At 38.3% G+C, this 19,792-nt stretch carries 14 protein-coding genes; 13 read left to right on the top strand and 1 reads right to left on the bottom strand.

Annotation, left to right across the window (positions count from 1 at the left end; translation table 11 throughout):
• Positions 1 to 65: 65 nt before the first annotated feature.
• From E1I69_RS05710 to E1I69_RS05670, 9 genes are all read left to right on the top strand, one after another.
• Positions 66 to 1,013: a HipA domain-containing protein gene (locus E1I69_RS05710; RefSeq protein ID WP_242634540.1), complete on the top strand. Its 948-nt coding sequence runs from the start codon at positions 66 to 68 to the stop codon at positions 1,011 to 1,013.
• Positions 1,014 to 1,763 (top strand): HIRAN domain-containing protein, encoded by a 750-nt coding sequence (locus E1I69_RS05705; RefSeq protein ID WP_136378635.1) that lies wholly within the window; start codon positions 1,014 to 1,016, stop codon positions 1,761 to 1,763.
• A gap of 108 nt (positions 1,764 to 1,871) precedes the next feature.
• A complete protein-coding gene (locus E1I69_RS05700; RefSeq protein WP_136378634.1) occupies positions 1,872 to 2,930 on the top strand; it encodes a hypothetical protein in 1,059 nt (352 codons plus the stop codon).
• Between the two features lie 86 nt (positions 2,931 to 3,016).
• A complete protein-coding gene (locus E1I69_RS05695; RefSeq protein WP_431731862.1) occupies positions 3,017 to 3,445 on the top strand; it encodes a phage holin family protein in 429 nt (142 codons plus the stop codon).
• On the top strand, positions 3,429 to 4,412 hold the full coding sequence (locus E1I69_RS05690; RefSeq protein ID WP_136378633.1) for an N-acetylmuramoyl-L-alanine amidase: 984 nt from the start codon (positions 3,429 to 3,431) through the stop codon (positions 4,410 to 4,412). Before E1I69_RS05695 ends, E1I69_RS05690 begins: the two co-directional genes overlap by 17 nt.
• A 286-nt stretch (positions 4,413 to 4,698) precedes the next feature.
• Positions 4,699 to 6,300 carry a recombinase family protein gene (locus tag E1I69_RS05685; protein WP_136378632.1) on the top strand — a complete coding sequence of 534 codons (1,602 nt, stop codon included), beginning with the start codon at positions 4,699 to 4,701 and terminating at the stop codon, positions 6,298 to 6,300.
• Positions 6,301 to 6,306: 6 nt separating this feature from the next.
• Complete coding sequence (locus E1I69_RS05680; protein ID WP_136378631.1) at positions 6,307 to 7,971, top strand: recombinase family protein; 1,665 nt, start codon at positions 6,307 to 6,309, stop codon at positions 7,969 to 7,971.
• A 121-nt stretch (positions 7,972 to 8,092) separates the two neighbouring features.
• A complete protein-coding gene (locus E1I69_RS05675; protein WP_136378630.1) occupies positions 8,093 to 11,713 on the top strand; it encodes a recombinase family protein in 3,621 nt (1,206 codons plus the stop codon).
• 177 nt (positions 11,714 to 11,890) lie between these two features.
• Positions 11,891 to 12,619, top strand: a complete 729-nt coding sequence (locus E1I69_RS05670; protein WP_136378629.1) for a hypothetical protein — start codon at positions 11,891 to 11,893, stop codon at positions 12,617 to 12,619.
• A gap of 94 nt (positions 12,620 to 12,713) precedes the next feature.
• Here the strand turns inward: E1I69_RS05670 and E1I69_RS05665 are convergent, their stop codons facing one another.
• Positions 12,714 to 13,313 (bottom strand): hypothetical protein, encoded by a 600-nt coding sequence (locus E1I69_RS05665; protein ID WP_136378628.1) that lies wholly within the window; start codon positions 13,311 to 13,313, stop codon positions 12,714 to 12,716.
• A 328-nt stretch (positions 13,314 to 13,641) separates the two neighbouring features.
• Here E1I69_RS05665 and E1I69_RS05660 point away from each other — a divergent pair, with 328 nt between their 5' ends.
• The 4 genes from E1I69_RS05660 to E1I69_RS05645 all read left to right on the top strand — a co-directional run bounded on the left by E1I69_RS05660 (position 13,642) and on the right by E1I69_RS05645 (position 19,731).
• Positions 13,642 to 15,264 carry a recombinase family protein gene (locus tag E1I69_RS05660; RefSeq protein ID WP_278186148.1) on the top strand — a complete coding sequence of 541 codons (1,623 nt, stop codon included), beginning with the start codon at positions 13,642 to 13,644 and terminating at the stop codon, positions 15,262 to 15,264.
• 149 nt (positions 15,265 to 15,413) lie between these two features.
• Complete coding sequence (locus E1I69_RS05655) at positions 15,414 to 16,994, top strand: LA2681 family HEPN domain-containing protein (RefSeq protein ID WP_136378626.1); 1,581 nt, start codon at positions 15,414 to 15,416, stop codon at positions 16,992 to 16,994.
• A gap of 26 nt (positions 16,995 to 17,020) precedes the next feature.
• Positions 17,021 to 18,193 (top strand): AlbA family DNA-binding domain-containing protein, encoded by a 1,173-nt coding sequence (locus tag E1I69_RS05650; RefSeq protein ID WP_136378625.1) that lies wholly within the window; start codon positions 17,021 to 17,023, stop codon positions 18,191 to 18,193.
• Positions 18,194 to 18,264: 71 nt separating this feature from the next.
• Positions 18,265 to 19,731 (top strand): recombinase family protein, encoded by a 1,467-nt coding sequence (locus E1I69_RS05645; protein ID WP_136378624.1) that lies wholly within the window; start codon positions 18,265 to 18,267, stop codon positions 19,729 to 19,731.
• Positions 19,732 to 19,792: the final 61 nt, after the last annotated feature.

The raw sequence follows: 19,792 nt of genomic DNA, 5'->3' as shown, positions 1-19,792 counted from the left end.
CTTTTGTAACTATTAGTATTATTGTTCAAGGTCTATCATATTATTTATTACAAAAGTGGTAATAATTGATAAATTATCAATGTGACTTTAGTGGAAATGAAACTATACGAGTGACAATTGTACATTTTTTAATTATAATTAAAGCTAAGAACCTTAAAAAGGATGAAATAATGGGCTTAATAGATGTAACAGATTGGAAGATTGATGAAAATAGGCAAGTTTCAGGAACTAGAGCGAAGTATTGGTTAATCCATCCTGAGACAGAACAGCGTTTTCTGTTTAAAATTCCAAAAGAGAATACTGGAGAAGCCTGGGCAGAAAAAATTGCATCTGAAGTAGGAAAAGCTATGGGACTTTCTATAATGGATGTGAATTTAGCAAAGAGAGATAATACAGTAGCTGTCTTAGCAGCAAACTTTATAAATAAGCAAGAAGAGCTATTTGAAGGTGGAGACCTTTTTTTTACTATTGCGGATGATTTTGACCGCTATAATCTAAAGTATTATGATTTCTTCAATATAGTGAAAGTTCTATCTGAATTTAACCTAGACCGTGATTTCATAAAAATTCCTGTTTTTGATGCTTTTATTGGAAATCAGGATAGACATTGCGATAATTGGGGTATAATAGATGGTAAAAACGGTTATAGAATGGCACCTATTTACGATAGTGGTGCATCCCTTGGGTTTCAATTAAAGGAAGAAAGAATTAATTTAATGTTCAAAGACCTAAATATGTTTCAGGCTTTTAGTAATCGTAGTTTTTCTATGATTGGATTGCCTGAGAAAAAGAAACCCCGTTTCATGGAGTTGTTGGATGTAATTAGAAAAAATTATCCGACAGAAGTACAAGAAGCAGTTCATTTAATTCATATTATAAATGAAGAGTTGCTTGAAGGAATAATGGAGTCCATCCCAGAAGAAGTAATGAGTATAACATACAAAAAGTGGGTTAAAAAGTTATTACTGCATCGTAAAGACTGGTTACTGAGCTGGTATAAAGGAGGTGTTTAAATGGAAAAGAAACCTTATGTCTTATGGCTAATTTGGCAAAATCAAGATACTAGGCAACGCTACCATGTAGGTAATTTATTTCATGAAGATGGGAAATATACTTTTTCATATGAGTTAAGTGGGAAGCGCCGAACTTTATTTGAAGCAATGGAAAGTGGATATAAGCCTCATCTGTCATTTCGTAATGTAGAAAAGACATACGTTTCTGACCGTTTATTTGGACCATTTGCACGCCGATTACCAGATAAAAGAAGACCAGACTTTAATGAAATCTTAAAGGATTATGGTCTTCCTCGAGACTATACAGAAATGGATCTACTGCGTGCTACTGGTGGAAGGTTAGCTACTGACCCATATGAATTTGTAGCTCCAATTAGTGTTTTGGATGACCATTTCAATTTTGATTTTTTTATTGCAGGTTGGCGTTACTATGACGGAGATACAATAGAAAATCAATTACAGGTTGGTTCTAAAGTGAATTTTGAGTTAGAGCCTTCAAATAAAGAGGATAACAAAGCAGTAATTGTATTGTCGGATAGCAAAGGACACAAGCTAGGATATATTCCAGCGTTTTATAGTGGATTTATGTTTGACGTAATTAGAAATAATGATATTTATGAAGCGAAAATTGAGAAGGTTAACCCATATGCAAAGCCACAATTAAAAGTTAATATTTCAATTGTTGGTCGATTTAAAAAAGGGTATTCTACTACAAGTATTAAAGATGTTGAGCCAGTACAATATGTCTAACAACATTAAAGCGTAGCTCACTACCTATAAAAAGGGTAGTGGGCTATTTTTTATGCCTAAAACTACAACTATTTTAATGGTTTTTATATAAAAGAGGGGGAATAGAGCATGCCTTATAATCGCAATTTTAATAATACAATAGCTATTTGGGCAGCTTTTGGTGGAAGAGGTGAACTCATTCTTCCCATCCCTACCTTAAGTTGGCAAAGGAAATATTATAACGATTTTGGCTATACCAAATACGGAACTGAAACGCAAATCAATGTTCACGATAATGGGAACGCACAGATTGCTGTGTATCGTGCAAAGACCCCTTATATGTCCTATTACAATAAAGCCACTGGAAAATGGACCGTGGTGAATGTTTCATGGTGGAATAACGGTGCCCCAGAAATTTTATGGGCAGGTGACGGTGTGTTTTTAGCCAAAATAATAGGCTTGGCCAATATTATCGCTTCTTTTGATGGCATCACCTGGTATAATGCTGGTTACTGTCAAGGAGCACAAAACTCTATGACCACAGGGGCTTATGATTCTAGTATTGGTTCTGGGGTTGTTAGCTGGTGGTACTATAAGTCTCCCGTATATTACAACTTTGCTTCATTAACACAAAGAGTGGCTTGGACTTTGGTAGGTGCTGATGGGACTTCGGTTCCCATCTTTAGTTACATGACTACTCATAAAGGAAAATTTGTCGGGGTAGTTGGTGGAGATCGTTCCATTGCAGCAGCAAGCACCTCGAGCCCTGGTTCTTGGACCACAACTATTCCAGAGGATTTAAATACATATTACATGTATATCCGTTCGGTTCACGATAAGCTTTTTGTCATGAAATATCGATATGTTAGTGGAATCTTTCATGTGAATTTGTGTGTCATGAACGATAGTGCTACGGAGCTGACGGAAACAAACCTAGCGCATATCGGAAATCTAGCCAATAATAAAATTCCGAATCCACAGAACATCATCTGGATGGAAGATTGGGGAAAATATGCTCTTTTTAATGAAAGCATGCTGTATGTATCAGTGGATGGGTTGAATTGGGAAGGGGTAGAACAACCTGGTTTTACTACTACCAACTCTGATACATTTGGCGGGGCCATTTATGTTCCGGGCGATGGATTTTATGTGAAAGCTAGTGGTTATGTGTATTATGCTCCGTATTAAATAATGAAAATACAGGCGCTTGGAGGCTCTCTTGTCACAGGCGCCTTTTTATATAGATTAAACAGTTTGGGGAGCGAGGGAAGAACATGGCAATAAAAGAACTTTGGGTAATTTTACAAACTGTAATTGCAGCATTGGGCGGTTGGTTTGGCTGGTTTCTTGGTGGCCTTGATGGATTTTTATACGCTCTTATTATTTTTGTCATTGTAGACTATATTACTGGAATTATGGTGGCCATTATTAATAAAGAGCTTTCCAGTGAAATTGGTGCTCGAGGGATTTTCAAAAAGATCCTTATTTTTATACTTGTCGGTGTTGCTCATATCATTGACAGCCGACTGATCGGTGAGGGCAGTGTTATTCGAACAGCCGTCATCTTTTTTTACCTCTCAAATGAGGGCATCAGCATAATGGAAAATGGCTCAAGAATCGGGCTTCCAATTCCACAAAAATTGAAAGATGTCTTAGCTCAATTACATGGCAAGGGAGATGACAAGAATGAAACTAAACGCTAAGTATATGACGAGAAATGATTGTTTTACAGCCGGGAAGAAAATTGCACCAAAAGGAATTATGGTCCATTCTACGGCGACTCCGGGTGTGATGGCAGCTGACTGGTTCAGTCGTTGGAATAAGTCGTACAAAGCGGGTGAAACCAATCGTCAAGTTTGTGTTCACGCTTTTGTTGATGATAAAGAAGTATGGCAGTACTTACCTTGGAACCATAGAGGTTGGCATTGCGGTGGTATAGGGAACAACACTCATATTGGCATTGAAATTTGCGAGCCTGGTGGTTTTTCTTATGGTAAAGGATCCACGATGGTTGGCTACAATGTTTCAAATAATGAATCTTATTTTAGAAAGGCTTGGCAGAACGCAGTAGATCTTTGTGTGAGGCTTTGCCGAGAATATGATTTAACTGAGGCAGACATCATTTGTCATTCTGAAGGAGCCAAAAAAGGAATTGCAAGCAATCACGGGGATGTCATGCATTGGTTTCCGAAACATAGTGAAAATATGGATTCATTCCGGGCGGCAGTAAGAGCTACTTTAAATAAATCGAGTACACCTCCGGATTTACCATTAGGGATTCAGGTAGGTGACTTAGTGGAAGTTAAAGCAACAGCAAATTCCTATTATCCCGGCGGGGCCACCATTCCTTCTTGGGTAAAGACTGATTCGTATCATGTAGTGACCCAGATTGTGTCAAATGGAAAGCCTGTTGTCAAAGGCGGTAAGGCCTGTGTGCTACTAGGAAAGAAAGTGAATAAAAAGACTGGAATAGAATCTGCGGGGATTATGAGTTGGGTTGAGACAGGAGCTTTAATAGTCATAAAAACATCTAGTCCAACCAAAAAACCTCCTGACAATACGGGGTTATATCGTGTACAAGTTGGTGCTTTTTCAAATAAGGAAAATGCAGAAGTATTACTAGAAAAAATAAAGAAAGCTGGGTTTGAAGGGTTCATTAAGAAAGAATAACAAAACACACTGCTGTATATGAAAATTGTGCACCCAAATGTTCACTCGTAAATTACAAAGTGGATATTTGGGTGCATTTTTTAATGGCAATTTAATGGCATGAAATCAATCTTTTTATCCTCTTAATTACTTGCTATTAGGATGGAATTAAGTGATATATACAATAACAAAAAAAGCTGGAACCCTTGATGCAATTGGGTTTCAACAGCTTTCTTTGGGAGCCATGATTGAATAGAAGAAGCCTGGTGTTGAGAAACGAAGATGAAAATTGAAAGGAGGCAACAGCATGGCAGAATCATTATTTGGTTCATTTGGACAAGGTGCAGGTGGTATTACATTAATGGATCCACTAGAGGAAAAACCTAAACAACTTAGAGTGGCTGCTTATGTACGAGTCAGCAGCCTTTCAGATGAACAGGAAGGATCATTTGATAACCAAAAAACGCATTACACTCAATTGATTCGCTCCACACCGGGTTGGAAGATGGTTGACATTTATACAGACCAAGGAAGGACTGGGACTTCGGTGGCCAAGCGACCAGGCTTTAATCGAATGATCCGACACGCTTATGAAAAGAAAATTGATATTATCCTTTGCAAGTCGGTGTCCAGATTTGCAAGGAATGTACTTGACGCAATTAACACGATTCGAGAACTGACTGAGTTGGGTGTTCGAATTATTTTTGACAAAGAAAATATAGACACAGGCGATATGGCTAGCGAATTTATTCTCACCATGTTATCTGCGACAGCACAGGAAGAGAGCCGAAGTATTTCTGAGAATATAAACTGGGCATTAGAAAAGCGGTATGAAAGAGGTGAGCCAGTCTTTGTTAGAAAGCTTGGCTACCAAAAGAACGAAAAGAAAGAATGGATCATCCTAGAAGAAGAAGCACACATTGTTCGAGAAGCATTTGAAGAGGCATTGAATGGAAAGACACCTGCTCAAATTGCTAAGCAATTCATTAAAAAGAGATATAAGAAAATTAACGGGCGAACAGACTGGTCCTCCGCCACAGTCCGATTGATGCTACTCAATCGGGATTACACGGGAGATGTGGTTTGCCAGAAATATTATACAGAAAGTTACCTTTCACATAAGAGAGTGGCCAATAATGGAGAACGAAATCAGTATTTTATCGAGAACCACCATGAACCGATTGTGAGCCGAGAAACATTTGAAGCAGCCCAGCGGGAACTAGAGAGGCGTAAAAAACCGAATAAAAATAAAAAGGTGAACCGCTACCCGCTTTCCAGCCGAATTCAATGTGGGAAATGCGGAGGGAATTTACATCGATTCATTTGCAAAGAAGTTGTTAGATGGCGCTGTGAGAATAATGTAAGAAGTAAAGAGCTCTGTACCATGGGAAGCATTAAAGAAGAAGTGATTAGGGAAGCCATGCAAGATGCTTTTCTCGAGCGTTACCGGCTGGCACGGTTTATGTACGACATGGAGAGAATGAAGAAGGACCTTACAAGAGCTGTTGCTGCAAGGGACATTTCTTACAACAGACTTCGCTTGGATTTAGAAAAAATTTTATTAGAAGAGAATATTGCACTTATTAATGCCAATGGGTCTGAAGCGGATAGTACAGATGAGAAACTTGAGGAATTGGCATCGAAAAGAGCATCTATTGAAAAAGAACTAAAGATAAGGGAGGATTGGTGGGAGCTACTGGATCAAGATTTTGCTTTTAGAGAAGAAGCAAAGACAAAGCTCAAGGAACTAGATGCAGTGAGGGATCCATCTAAACAATTACAAAAAGAACTTCAAAATATTTCATTTTTAAGGGCATGGGTAGTACGTGTAAAAGCGATAACACCAATGTCCTTTTGTATGAATTGGATTGATGAGAAGGAAACAATAGTTGATTTAAGAAAGGAGTAGGGATAAATGAGTAGCCATCAAAGTTCATCAAGGGTACGGATAATTCCGGCAAAAGCTAGAACGGGCCGGACGGAAGCGAATCCTGGTGGACAAAAGAAACGGATTGCAGTGTATGCCCGAGTATCCACTGACTCTGAAATGCAGGCAAGCAGTTATGAGCTGCAAGTGGCTCATTACAAAGATTATGTAAGTAAAAACCCTGCCTGGATACTAGCTGATGTGTATGCAGATGAAGGGATATCAGGGACCTCAACGAAGAACCGTACAGAGTTTAATCGAATGATCCAAGACTGTGAAGAAGGGCGGATTGACTATATTTTGACCAAGTCAATCAGTCGCTTCGCGAGAAACACTCTTGACTGCATATCAATTATTAGGCGTTTGAAGAGTCTGAGGCCAGCCGTGGGTGTTTTCTTCGAAAAGGAAAATATTGACACATTAGATTCAAAATCAGAACTTTTCCTAACGATTTTATCCTCGATGGCTCAGGAAGAAAGTCGGAGCGTAAGTGAAAACACAAAATGGGGCGTCCAGAAGCGATTCCAACAAGGAATTGTTCATATGCCGACTACCTTCTTCTTGGGCTATGACACGACTGAAGATGGGGAAATTGTTATTGACGAAGAACAAGCCGAAGTGGTCAGACGAATTTTTCGAGAGTATTTAGAAGGAAAAGGGTGTCCAAGCATTGCTAAAGGTTTAACAAGAGACGGATTAAAGACAGGAAAGGGGAATAAAACGTGGACGTCAGATGCGGTTTATAAAATCCTGAGACAAGAGAAGTACCAAGGTCACTGTTTAGCGCAGAAGACCGTTACTATCGATTTTTTATCGCACAGAAGAGTTCGCAACAACGATATTCAACCGCAGTATTTTGTGAGGAATACCCACCCAGCGATTATTAGCGAGGAAACTTATGAAGCAGTTCAACAAGAAATGAAAAGGCGAAGGCTGATGATGAAGGATCCCGATGAAAAATATCGCCAACATTTTAGTAGTGTCAGCCCATTTTCTAATCAGTTTTATTGTGGGGAATGTGGAAGACCAGCCATAAGAAGACGTATGACTTCATCGAGGAAAGGAGAGAAGTATTACATTTCTGCTTGGCAATGCCGAGTGACCGCAGGACGAGACCCAGACTACACGGACTGCAAAACAAGCTATGTTCATGAGACAGACCTTGAAAATGCATTTATGAAAATAATAAGAGAAATGAAGGAAAATCTCCATGAAGTAATAGAGGAAGCGCAACAGGCCATTGAAAAGGCATCCCTCTCGCCACCGGAACAACAGAGGCTAAAGGAGTTGAACACGCAAATTGAAGCCATTACCGATCGCATCAGTGACTTGGCTGCCAAGGAATCGGCCACCAAGGATGCCATTTATGATGCTACATTAAGACACCTCATCTATGAACAGGAAATCCTCCAACAGGAGCGGGATAGCCTAGAGGAAAACATGCAAGAACAACTTTATTTAGAAAAGCAATTACAATCCTTTTTAGACTTATTAGAAGAGACTGAAGAGCTGGAGAATTTCGATGTGAAGCTTTTCAAAAGTACAGTTGAGCGGGGTATTATTTATAAGGAACGAATAGTTGAATTTCAATTTAAATGTGGGGTGAAACGAACCCTCTGCGTAAGAGAACGGAAGACACCAAAGAAAAACTAAGCTAAATTTAATTGAATAAACATAAACCTCTTTCCACCCGGAAAAAGAACTTGAAAATTCTCGGGATGTGAGTGATAGATGGACACGAAACATTATCACTTATAGGAAAGGGGTTTTTGTATTGGATGAAATTCAAAAAGGCATGTGGGTCCGAACGTTGTGGGATCCAGTTAAGGCAAGAGAAGAAAGTCCGTTAATCGGAAACCATGAAGTGAAGGTAGCTGCTTATTGTCGGGTGAGTACAGATATAGAAAAGCAATTACATTCGCTTGAAAACCAAGTGCAACATTATACCCATCTCATTCAAAGTAAACCAAATTGGAAATTCGTTGGTGTGTATTTTGATAACGGCACGAGTGGTAGGAATGCCACCAAACAGAAAGGGTTACAACGCCTTATCCGCCACTGCCATGAAGGACGTGTCGATTTTATTTTGACCAAAAATGTGTCTCGCTTCACTCGGAATGCGGAGCATCTTATCAAAATCGTGGAAGAGCTAAAAGCCAAGGGAGTGGGCGTGTATTTTGAGGAACAGAAGGTAGACACCTCGGTTGAATACAATCAATTTTTATTAAGCACGTATGCAGCACTTGCGCAAGAGGAGATTGAAACGATCTCTGCTTCTACCAAATGGGGCTATGAAAAAAGTTTGCAAAAAGGAAAGCCAAAGTTTGTAGCGACCTACGGCTATCGAAAAATCACAAAAGATGGACAGCCCACCCTTGAAATCAATGAGGAACAAGCAAAGGTAGTTCGCTTGATATACGATTGGTTTCTACAAGATTGGTCCATCCCAGATATCAAACGAGAACTCATACGCAAAGAGATTCCAACCATGAAAGGCGGGAAAGTATGGGGGACAAAAAACATTAAATATATGTTGCAGAACCCTACCTATACCGGTAATAAAGTGGCCAGACTTCATTCTACTGATTTGTTTACCAAGCAAAAAACGATTAACAAGGATGACCCCATTACGATTGAAAATACCCATCCAGCCATTATTAGTATTGATGTTTTTGATCGGGCTCAAGAGAAGTTTAGTTTAGATAATAAATCTCCACGTAAGCGAACCACTCCAGCAGAACCACATGCTTTTCAGAAACAAATCATCTGCCAGCATTGTGGAAAACTCATAAGAGTTCATAAAAGGAAGAGCGGTAATATCTGGCGGTGCAATGCAAGGAATGCTGGTGTTTGTGAGGGTCCAGAATTACAAGAACATCAAATACGAACCATGATGCTAGAGGCTTTCGAGAAAAAGTTCTTAGAAGATGAAAATGGTCAAATCGGTACTTTGAAGAAAATACTGACCGTTGCCAATCAACAAGACCATTTCGAATTCCACCGGTTAAAGTGGCTGACGGAAATGGAGATGGCTCGAACTACGGATACCGATGAAGAGCTGAAGGAAAAAGAAGAAGCGTATCGTGCATTTGAAGAACATATTGAAAGCGTAGAAGAAGGACGACCTTATCGGACCAGTACCATTCAATGGTTAGAATCCATTCAGAATATGGAGACATTTTACGAACAAGCCACTCTAGAACATTTCAGGGCATGGGTTTTAAGCACATCGGTAACTACTGATACGGACTATGAGGTGAAATGGTTGGATGGAACGGTGACGACCATTGGCTCACCATTAATAAAGGATATAGACTCATCACCGACTGAAGAAAGCCAAACAACAAAGGAGGTGACTTCTGAATTGAAAATACTGAATGACAAAGGCGAATTAATGATAGAGGAAAAGGAACAAAAGAAATCATCCATTCCTAAAAGGGAAGTACAGAAGATTGAACCAAACAACAGTAAAGCTATCTTGCAGACGATTGAGGCCTCGATGGAGGGGGTGAATAAACAACCTTCTTCCCATTTAAATACTAAATCAGCCCTGCGAACAGCTGCATATTGCCGTGTTTCAACGGACCGTTTAGAGCAGCAATCAAGCCTGAAAACACAGGTAGCATACTACACTTATTTGATTTTGAAAAACCAAAACTATCAATTTGCAGGCATCTATGCAGACGAAGGGATATCGGGGCGTTCCATGAAAAATCGAGATGAATTGAATCGACTCATTCGAGAGTGCGAACGAGGACGAATTGATGTCATCTTGGTCAAGTCCGTTTCCAGGCTAAGCCGGGATATTCAAGATACCCTGGAAATTACAAGATATCTTCGTCAGCTTCCAAATCCAACCTACATCTACTTTGAGAGAGAAAATATATGGACTTCGGATCCACAAGCAGACCTTATGTTATCTATTTTCGGAAGCATTGCACAAGAGGAAAGTATCGGTATGGGTAGGTCTATGGCATGGGGCATCCGCAGCATGGCCAAGCGGGGCATTATCCATCGGAAAAGACCGAACTATGGTTATACCATTGATGATAACTACCGTTGGCATATAGTGAAAGAAGAAGCGAGCGTGGTCCGGCGCATCTTTAGAGAAGTACGAAAAGGAGCCACTGTGGCTCAAATCGCAGTTGATCTAAGTGAGAAAAAGATTCCGAGCCCAACTGGTAATTTAACCTGGGGAGCCAGAACGGTTACAAACATCTTAAGGAATGTGGTTTATAAAGGCGATATTTTATTCCAACAAACGATAGCGGTGCAAAATGGCCGAAAGAAAAACGTTCCTAATGAAGGTCAAGAACCTCAGTATTATATAGAGGAGCACCATGAACCAATCATACCAAAGAAAAAGTGGGAGGAAGTACAGAAGATATTAGATGAGCGAGCGGAAGAGGTAAAGAAGAAGCGTTCAGCTCCCTTGCCGGAAATCAATGAAAATAAAAATGAAACATTCTTAGAGAAGATGATTTGTGGGGAATGTACCAAACAAGTGGTCCATTATGTGAATAAAAGGCCGAAAAAAAATGGTGACTATTATCAACATTTTTGGGTCTGTTATCGAGCAGGTTTTCCGCATTATCATGTTCATGATCCTTGTGATTCTAAGGGTTTTAAACAGGACTATTTTGAACAAGATTTTAAACACCTATTAACAAATATTAATGAGGATTCTACTTTCTATCAGAAGGCAGAGCAGGCGATTGAACAGATGGACTTGTCCCCTGAAGAGAAAATTGAGGAAGAGCAGTTAGAATGGGAAGTGAAACTATTAAACCAAGAGCTTTACGAGGTGGTCGATGAAAGCCTTCATGGTCAGGGGAGAGATACAGAACGAGTTGACCAAATGACTGAAAAGCTATGTGCCATGTATGAGAGACTTGCGTCTTTTCGAGACCGGAAGGAGAAAGTGGAAGAGGAACGAAAGGCACTCAAGCGTTTTATGAAAAACTTGAAAGCTTATATAAAAAGTGAATCAACAGCCTTCCCAAGTGAAATATACAAAGATGTATTGAAACATGCGGCTGTATATAAAGATGGCAGCGTTGTGTATCATTTGCGTTTCGGATTGGAATGGTCGACTGGTGAAGTATATTCTACTTTTAAGGAACAATGCGAAGCACAACGGTGGGCGAAGGTAAAAGCAAAACACGAAGCATTTCTTCGAGGACCAGAAGTGGCTGCCCTTCTCGAGTACTGCCAGGAACCGAGGACGGTGAAAGAGATGTTAGCATTTATGCAGCAAAGGGTAAAAATCGGAAAAACAAAACTTGTTGATCGAGTGGTTATGCCATTGTGGAAGGAAGGGACATTTGAACGCTTCTTAAGAAAAAGAGAGAATTTTAGAGAGTATTTGTATCATGTAAAGGATATTGAGAAATAAATGTAATCTAGCAATCTATTAATCTTAGAAAAATGACCAATTAGGCTCATCTCCAAATAACGGAGGTGGGCCATTTTTTGCATTTAATAATGTAACTAACTTGGTGGGTCTTATTATTGTCTTGAGTTAGAATTCTTTATATATTGTAATTAATAGTACTGAGGGGGAGGCAAAAACATGAGTGAACAAGTCCAGTTAAACGTTTGGTTAGACAAATATAAAAGAGAAAAATATATCTCTATTTATAAGACGTTGCAAACCAAATACGATACAGCTATGAATACTCTATTTTCTGATATAGAGGGAAGAGCTAATGAATACAAAGAAAGGTTAACTGATAAGTACGGCACAATGTACAACTATGAGGTAGTCGATCCAGGCGACGTGTTTGAGATGATAGAATCTGATGCATATGATTTTTACCAGGCTGAAAAGCTAATGGAATACAATTTTCACTTTTCTCTGCTGACAACGATGTATCAAATGTTTGAACAGCAATTACGTAGCTTCGTCTATTCAGAATTAAATCATAGTTGGAGCCCAGTTAGAACAGGAGAATTCTCGAAGTTTGGTTTTAACATGGGAGAACTTAAAGAGTGTTATAAACTATTAAATTACGATTTAACAACAACTTCGCCCTGGGGAACAATTGAAATTCTTGCTGATTTAGTAAATACCTATAAGCATGGTGATGGCAGGTCAGCCAAGAGACTCTATAAAAAGAAGCCGGAATTATTCTTAAAAGCCTATTATGGTGAAGAGCGCCTTATGGACCAGGAACTAACGACAAATTCTGAAATTGTCTTTGATATGGAGAAAATAGGTTTTGATTCATATGCTAATGCTATAATTAGCTTTTGGGAGGAATTTCCGGAACATTTAACCAGTACTTATACATTTGATTAAGAATAAGTTATTAACTTGACCATACTCCAGTGATCTATGGGACAGGGTTATTTATAATAAAATAGCCCATCCCTTAGGAGGAATATGGGCCTCATTAGTCTAGTAGTGAGATTAGATCTTTTTCATAATTTACATAGGTTTTCCAATTTAATAAATCAATTATTTCCTTTGCTAAGTTTTCATCATTTAAACTTATACCGATATTTTCAAAACATCGTACAACTGCCGGTCTGAAACGTCCTTCTTCATAATGAATAGATTGATTCCTGCCTTGCCAAATTATATTTTTAATGGGTTCATTTTTTATAACTCTCCCATCTGGGCAATTTTCTAAATTACCATGAACAATGCTAATCCCTTGTTTTGCAATTTGTAGTAAAGCCCCTGATAAAGATTTTACTGATTCCTGCTTTGCAGATATAGAGTTTTTAAGTTCATTAATTTTGATATTCAAAGGTTCTATTTGGTTTTCATAGTATGAAGCTTGCTTAGTAAATGCATACATCATTTGATGTTCATTAAAGTGATCATCAGGATCAAAGTCTTTGCGAATAAAGTCATCGTAGAGAAATCTATGATGTTTTTCTTTGTTAGTTAGTGCGGATTTTAGAGTAATAAGCTGGTCTTCCTCATCGTTGATTAGCTTTATTAAGTTGCTAGTAGCAAACTTTGTTTCTTTTATATAGGTATTCAAGAAAATCATCCTTTGCCTTATATCAGTGTCTTTATTATAAAATAATATAACTTCAAATTTAAATACACCTAAATTAATTCTTTTTACGTGAGGGTGTTTTTATTTTGTTTATTTTTAAAGAAGAATAGAAGAAAAACGACCAATCAGGCTCATCCCCATTCAAGGAGGTGGGCTATTTTTTGCGTTATATGGGGTGAAATTCGCATTAAAAATGAATTGAGGAATTAGAGGGGAAGAGGAGTGAAATTAACCGTCTATATAATAGTAGAAACCCGGATATTTTAATCTATATTTTGCGTATTTTTATCCATACGTCCTCACGGCGTTAATCCTTTGTAAGAGTATTTCAAGATTTAGCCGGAATACTTTAGAAACGTTGAAGACGATTCGGTTATTGAAATCTCTCCCTAAACCCGTGCACATTTTCTTCGAGAAAGAAAACATTCATACGGAAGATGCTGACAGCGAATTGATGATTACGATTTTCGGAAGCATTGCTCAAGAAGAGAGCATCAACATTGGAAGATCTATTGCATGGGGGAAAAGGGCTCAGGCAGAACGAGGCATCATAAAAGTTGGCAATGCCAATTATGGTTATCAAGTGGGGGAAAATTATCAATGGATTATCCATGAAGAAGAAGCTAAAATCGTACGTCGCATCTATGCTGATTTGCAAGCGGGGAAAAACTATACGCAAATCATTACAGGGTTAACTCAGGATCGCATCCCTACCCCACAAGGAGGAGACATTTGGAGTTTAAGCACGATAAAGGGAATCTTAACGAATGTAGTCTATAAAGGGGATTATCTCTATCAAAAGTACATCACAGTCGATACATTAGAAGAAAAGATTGCTCCCAATGAAGGGGAGTTACCTCAGTATTATATTGAAGGTCATCATGAACCTATTATTGATCCAGAAGAATGGGAGAAGGTACAGTCCATTATCCATAAACGCAGCGAAGCCTATAAGCAGCAGAACTACCAAAAGTATTCCAAAGATCAGAATAAAAATTTATCCTTTACGGAGAAGTTGTATTGTGGGGAATGTGGAAATGTACTAGGTTATGAGCGAAGTATTGAGAGACGAAACTCCAGTGGTGCACAAGAAATAAATCGCTGGGTGTGTAGGTTGGCAGAGAAATATTATGCTGTGAACGGCTGTTCTTCCCAACGTTTTCACCAAGACTATCTGGAAAGACACTTTATTAATCTATTAAACTTGCTAGAACGAGATGAGAGATTTCAGCAAGAAGTAGAAAAGGTTATTGCTCAAACAGTGTTAAGTGCTCAGGAACTGAAACAAGAAGAAGAGGCTCAAAGAAGGATGGAACAGTTGAATCAAGAGCTGTATGAGGCAGTGGATGAAGAACTGCATAAAGACGGACAAGATCATCAAAGGGTGGATGCCCTAAGTGAAAAGATAGTAAAACTGCATCAGCGGTTGAAAGATTTCTCTGACCGTAAAAAACTAGCGGAGCATTATAGAAATGAATTCAAAGAACTGAAGAAGGGAATTAAAAAGCTGGACGATGAAATGAATCTGGCATTCCCAGCGGACCTTTTTGAACAGTTCGTGGAACAGGCTAAGGTCTATAAGGATGGTAAGATTGTATACCATTTAAGCCTAGGCCTAGATTGGTCGACGGAAGAAAGATATGAAGATTATCAAAAAATGATTTCAATGAAAAGAAAAGCGGAAAGGCATGCAAGACGCAAAGAAAAACAGGCAGTGTTTTTAAAAGGGCCAGAGGTGACTGCCTTACTGGAATATTGTGAGGAGCCACGGAGATGGGAAGAAATCCTAGCCTTTATGAACACGAAGATGACGATCTCAGAATCCTATTTCAGAAAGAGCATTGTACTACCATTGATAGAAGAAGGGATGTTGCACAAGGATTTTATACCAGGCAGTCAAAGTAAGAGAAAATATTATATGGTGAAGAAGTAATGAGAACCCACTGAGTAGGCTGATGTGCTGCTTGGTGGGTTCTTTTTTATTGTCTGGGAAGTTTATTCAATAATAGGTAATCGAACTTTAAAACAATTGGTTGATAATAATGTAAAATATTAGATATAGAATGGGGAGGAGGAAATTTCATGATAAATGAGGATGTACATACAGTTGGATTATTTGCCGATAAGGCTTTTGATGATAGAGATACGGACACCTTACATAAAATTGCTGAGGATTGTCTAAATTGGGTTGAGTCTGGAGATTACAATCTTCTTGAAAAAGGGATTCTAGCATATCATGGAGCCACTTCTTATAGTAACTATATCCATTTAAAATACAAAGGGGCCTTAAGCTATTCTGAGGACAAGAATAACGAACAGGAATTTGAGATGTGTTTATTATTGTTCAGACTATCCATAGAAAATCTAACTACGTACCAAGAGAGAGAAGATTTAAAGGAAGAATCTGAAGAATTTCAATATGTATCCATTTACTTATTAATGGCATATACCAACTACGCAAACTTACTAAATACATGTGGAAGGATTATTAAGGCTCTTTCATATTTGAAAATTGGTGTAGGCAGGGACTTTCCAATGGCAATAGGGAACTTTGCTGGGTTTTTAATGGATTATGCTGCATTTGATTATGATAGTGGTCATCAATCAGTTTTCGCTAATGAATCCTACCAATTATTAAATGAAGTACTGGAATTTGAGAAGGTCGAGCCAGAAGTTTATGAACATTATGAAGGCTTAATTGAAAGATTAAAGAAATGGTATCCTTTAGAATTTTTGGAGGAACCTTATGAATTTGAAGAATACTCGTTGGGAGATTCCGAGGAGGAAATTAACTATCGAAATTGGTGTCTTGAAAATACATTGTTTCTCAATACGTTAAACGATGCTTTTCCTTATTCAGTTTCAGCAAATGATATTCTTCATTTACCTAACATCGTGACTAAGATTGATGAAGGCCCCAAGTACCATGGTTTGTTTAATCAAATTAAACAAGAGTATGTGTCTGCCAGATTCATGGTTTATGATGCATTATCCTCTAAAGGAGCCCATTTTTCCGATAAAGATGTTCACCTTGTCAATACACTGGATTATCCTACTTATGGGATTTCAATAGAGAAGATGAAATATTCCTATAGAAGTTTATACTCGCTGTTTGATCGGATTGCATTTTTCATAAATGAATATTTTGAAATAGGGATTAAGGATAGGGATGTTTCCTACCGTTCTATATGGCAGGGGCGAATAAATAAAGGGAAAAATTCGTACAACTTAAAAGTGGATTTAAAGTCGAAGATGACAGATGAGAAAACATTTAACCTCCCATTAATTGGTCTTTACTGGTTGTGTAAAGATATCGGTAAACAAAAGGTTAAACATCACTACATAGAACCAGCAATCGAACATATCTCCAAAATTCGCCATCATTTGGAGCATCGATATTTAAAGGTGCATGACAGTTTATTATACCCGATAACAAGGGAATCTCAGCCAGAAAGAGAAGATCCATTGGCCTATTCTATAACTGTGGATGAATTTAAGGATGCTGTAATGAAACTTCTTACTTATGTAAGAGAAGGAATTATTTTATTGACCATGGCTGTACACTTGGAAGAACAGTTTAAGAGAAAAAATGAGGATTCAGACAAGAGGGTTATGCCTATGCATATGGATCGATATGATGATGATTGGAAGCAACTCTTTTAATAATTGTTTTAGTAAGGGGGCTAATAATGGGAAATAACTTAGCGTCGAAAATTTATACGTTAATTAATAAAAAGGCAGAAGGAGACTATTGGGATTTCAAACAGGAGTGGCATAAAGATAATGAAAGGTTATTACATGACATTCTTTGTTTTGCAAATACCGTACATGATAGGGATTGCTACCTAATTATTGGCGTTTCAGATAATGGAGAAATTATAGGACTTAATGAAGAAAATCGAGTTAAGCAAGTAGCCATTCTAGACTTCCTTTCCAATACGGTTTTTGCAGGTGATAATACTCCGGAAGTAAAGGTAGAGACCATAAGAATTGCTGGCAAGGAAATTGATATCCTTACTGTTTTCAATTCCTATAACGTGCCTTTTTACCTTAAGAAAAAGAGCAAAAGATATCACAATATAAAAGAAGAATACATTTACACGAGGATCGGAGACAGGAATACCCCAATCAGTCAAAATGCTAATATACAGCAGATTGAAATGTTATGGAAGAAAAGGCTTGGATTAACTCAGCCACCCCTGACACAGATTGTAAATAGATTAGAGAACAAAATAGAATGGGTTGAGAACAACGACACACACTATAATATTTATAATCCGGAGTTTAAGCTAGTAGAAGAATATGATGACGATGAGTACGATAGGCGATCAGGCGAGTTTTATGTTTACTCTCAGACAAATTCAAAGTTCATGTATAAGGACTTAAAAATCATGTGTAATGAAACGGTGCTAGAAAATTTTCAATTAGTGATTTTAGACAGTGGTAGATATAAAACACCTATACCTAAGCGTGGTTTTGTCGGTCGTGATCAATGGGGAATTAATTATAAATACTCCTACAGATATTATTTAAGGGACAGCACGGTATATAAGCTGCAACAGTTCTTCTTCGATGATGAAGATATGGAAGAAGTATACGCGAAAAGAAATCTTGATGAAGTTATTCTGTATTTTGAGAATGAAAAAGAAAAGGTATCCTTTGAGGCCTATGTGGAGGGTAATTTAACACTAATAGAAAATTATATTGCTGATGCAGAACAAATTCACTTTACTGTAGATACAGGTGATAAATTGGAAGCAGAGGTAAATAAAGAAATGTTATCGGTAGGCCTAGCTTTAAATAAGGCATTTAAGGATTTTAAACGGAACATCCAAGCCCGACAGTTAATCGCTGATTCATAAATTGCGCAAATAAAAGATAGAAAAATATCTGGGTTGACGTTATCAATATAATAGAAGGAACTCATCAAACTTTGCTCATCACAATACGTGGTGGGCATTTTTTTATTTGGGTTGGAAACCTAATATGCGGATTAAATGAAACAGTGGATAAATCCTTCTATATAGCGGGTTTAAGTAGGGGGATATATTTTGCGTATTTTTATCCAATCAGCCTCACGGCGTGCATATCAATTATCAGAAGGTTAAAAGGGCTGAAAAGTCCGGTTGGCGTTTTTTTCGAGAAAGAGAATATTGACACACTGGATTCAAAATCAGAGCTTTTCTTAACCATTTTATCCTCGATGGCACAGGAAGAAAGTCGTAGCGTAAGTGAAAACACGAAATGGGGAGTGCAGAAGCGATTTCAACAAGGAATCGTTCATATGCCGACCACGTTTTTCCTGGGTTATGACACGACTGAAGAGGGGGAAATTGTTATTGACGAAGAACAAGCAGAGGTGGTAAGAAGAATTTTTCGGGAGTTTTTAGAAGGAAAAGGGTGTCCAAGCATAGCTAAAGATTTAATGAGAGATGGAATAAAGACAGGAAAGGGAAATACAACGTGGACGGGAGATTCGGTTTATAAAATCTTAAGACAAGAAAAGTACCAAGGCCACTGTTTAGCGCAGAAGACCGTTACAACTAGCTATCTTACTCATCAACGCGTCAGGAACAGGGGACATCAGCCACAGTACTATGTAAAGAACACCCATCCAGCCATTATCAGCGAGGATACATTTGAAGCAGCTCAACAAGAAATGAACAGGCGAAGTTTGATGATGCGGGACCCAGATAAAAAGTATCGGCAACACTATAGTGGACACAGCCCATTTTCCAATCAGTACTATTGCGGAGAATGTGGAAGGCCGGTGATACGAAGACGGATGACTTCAAGCAGGAAGGGGGAGAAGTATTACATTTCTGCTTGGCAATGCCGAGTGACCGCAGGACGAGATCCAGACTATAAAGATTGTAAAACAAGCTATGTTCATGAGACAGACCTTGAAAATGCCTTTATGAAAATTATGAGGGAAATGAAGGAAAACCTCGATGAAGTAATAGAAGAAGCGAAACAAGCCATTGAAAAGGCATCCCTCTCGCCACCGGAACAACAAAGATTAGAGGAGTTGAACTCGCAAATTGAAGCGATAACCGACCGCATTAGTGACTTGGCTGCCAAAGAGTCAGCTACCAGCGATGCCATTTACGATGCCACATTAAGGCATCTCATCTATGAACAGGAAATTCTCCAACAGGAGCGGGACAGCCTGGAGGAAAACATGCAAGAACAACTTTATTTAGAAAAGCAATTACAATCCCTCCTAGTCTTATTAGAAGAGACTGAGGAACTGGAGTATTTTGACGTGAAGCTTTTCAAAGATACAGTTGAACGAGGCATTATTTACAAAGAGAGGATAGTTGAATTTCAATTTAAGTGCGGTGTGGAACGGACCATCTGTGCTAGGGAACGAAAAACACCCAAAAAGGAAAAAGCTTAATCTAAACGAATAAACAAAAACCTCTTTCCACCCAGAAAAAGAACTTGAAAGTTCTTGGGAT

The sequence above is a fragment of the Bacillus timonensis genome (genome assembly GCF_004799755.1).
Classification (GTDB): Bacteria; Bacillota; Bacilli; order Bacillales; family Bacillaceae_L; genus Ferdinandcohnia; species Ferdinandcohnia timonensis_A.
Note: the sequence above shows the minus strand (reverse complement) of the source record. Positions and strands in the feature narration are given on the sequence as shown.

Bases quoted from the DNA above. Each gene is read 5' to 3' on its own strand.
- E1I69_RS05690 (WP_136378633.1), top strand. From the start codon at position 3,429: ATGAAACTAAACGCTAAGTATATGACGAGAAATGATTGTTTTACAGCC.
- E1I69_RS05685 (WP_136378632.1), top strand. From the start codon at position 4,699: ATGGCAGAATCATTATTTGGTTCATTTGGACAAGGTGCAGGTGGTATT.
- E1I69_RS05670 (WP_136378629.1), top strand. From the start codon at position 11,891: ATGAGTGAACAAGTCCAGTTAAACGTTTGGTTAGACAAATATAAAAGA.
- E1I69_RS05680 (WP_136378631.1), top strand. From the start codon at position 6,307: ATGAGTAGCCATCAAAGTTCATCAAGGGTACGGATAATTCCGGCAAAA.
- E1I69_RS05705 (WP_136378635.1), top strand. From the start codon at position 1,014: ATGGAAAAGAAACCTTATGTCTTATGGCTAATTTGGCAAAATCAAGAT.
- E1I69_RS05700 (WP_136378634.1), top strand. From the start codon at position 1,872: ATGCCTTATAATCGCAATTTTAATAATACAATAGCTATTTGGGCAGCT.
- E1I69_RS05650 (WP_136378625.1), top strand. From the start codon at position 17,021: ATGGGAAATAACTTAGCGTCGAAAATTTATACGTTAATTAATAAAAAG.
- E1I69_RS05695 (WP_431731862.1), top strand. From the start codon at position 3,017: ATGGCAATAAAAGAACTTTGGGTAATTTTACAAACTGTAATTGCAGCA.
- E1I69_RS05655 (WP_136378626.1), top strand. From the start codon at position 15,414: ATGATAAATGAGGATGTACATACAGTTGGATTATTTGCCGATAAGGCT.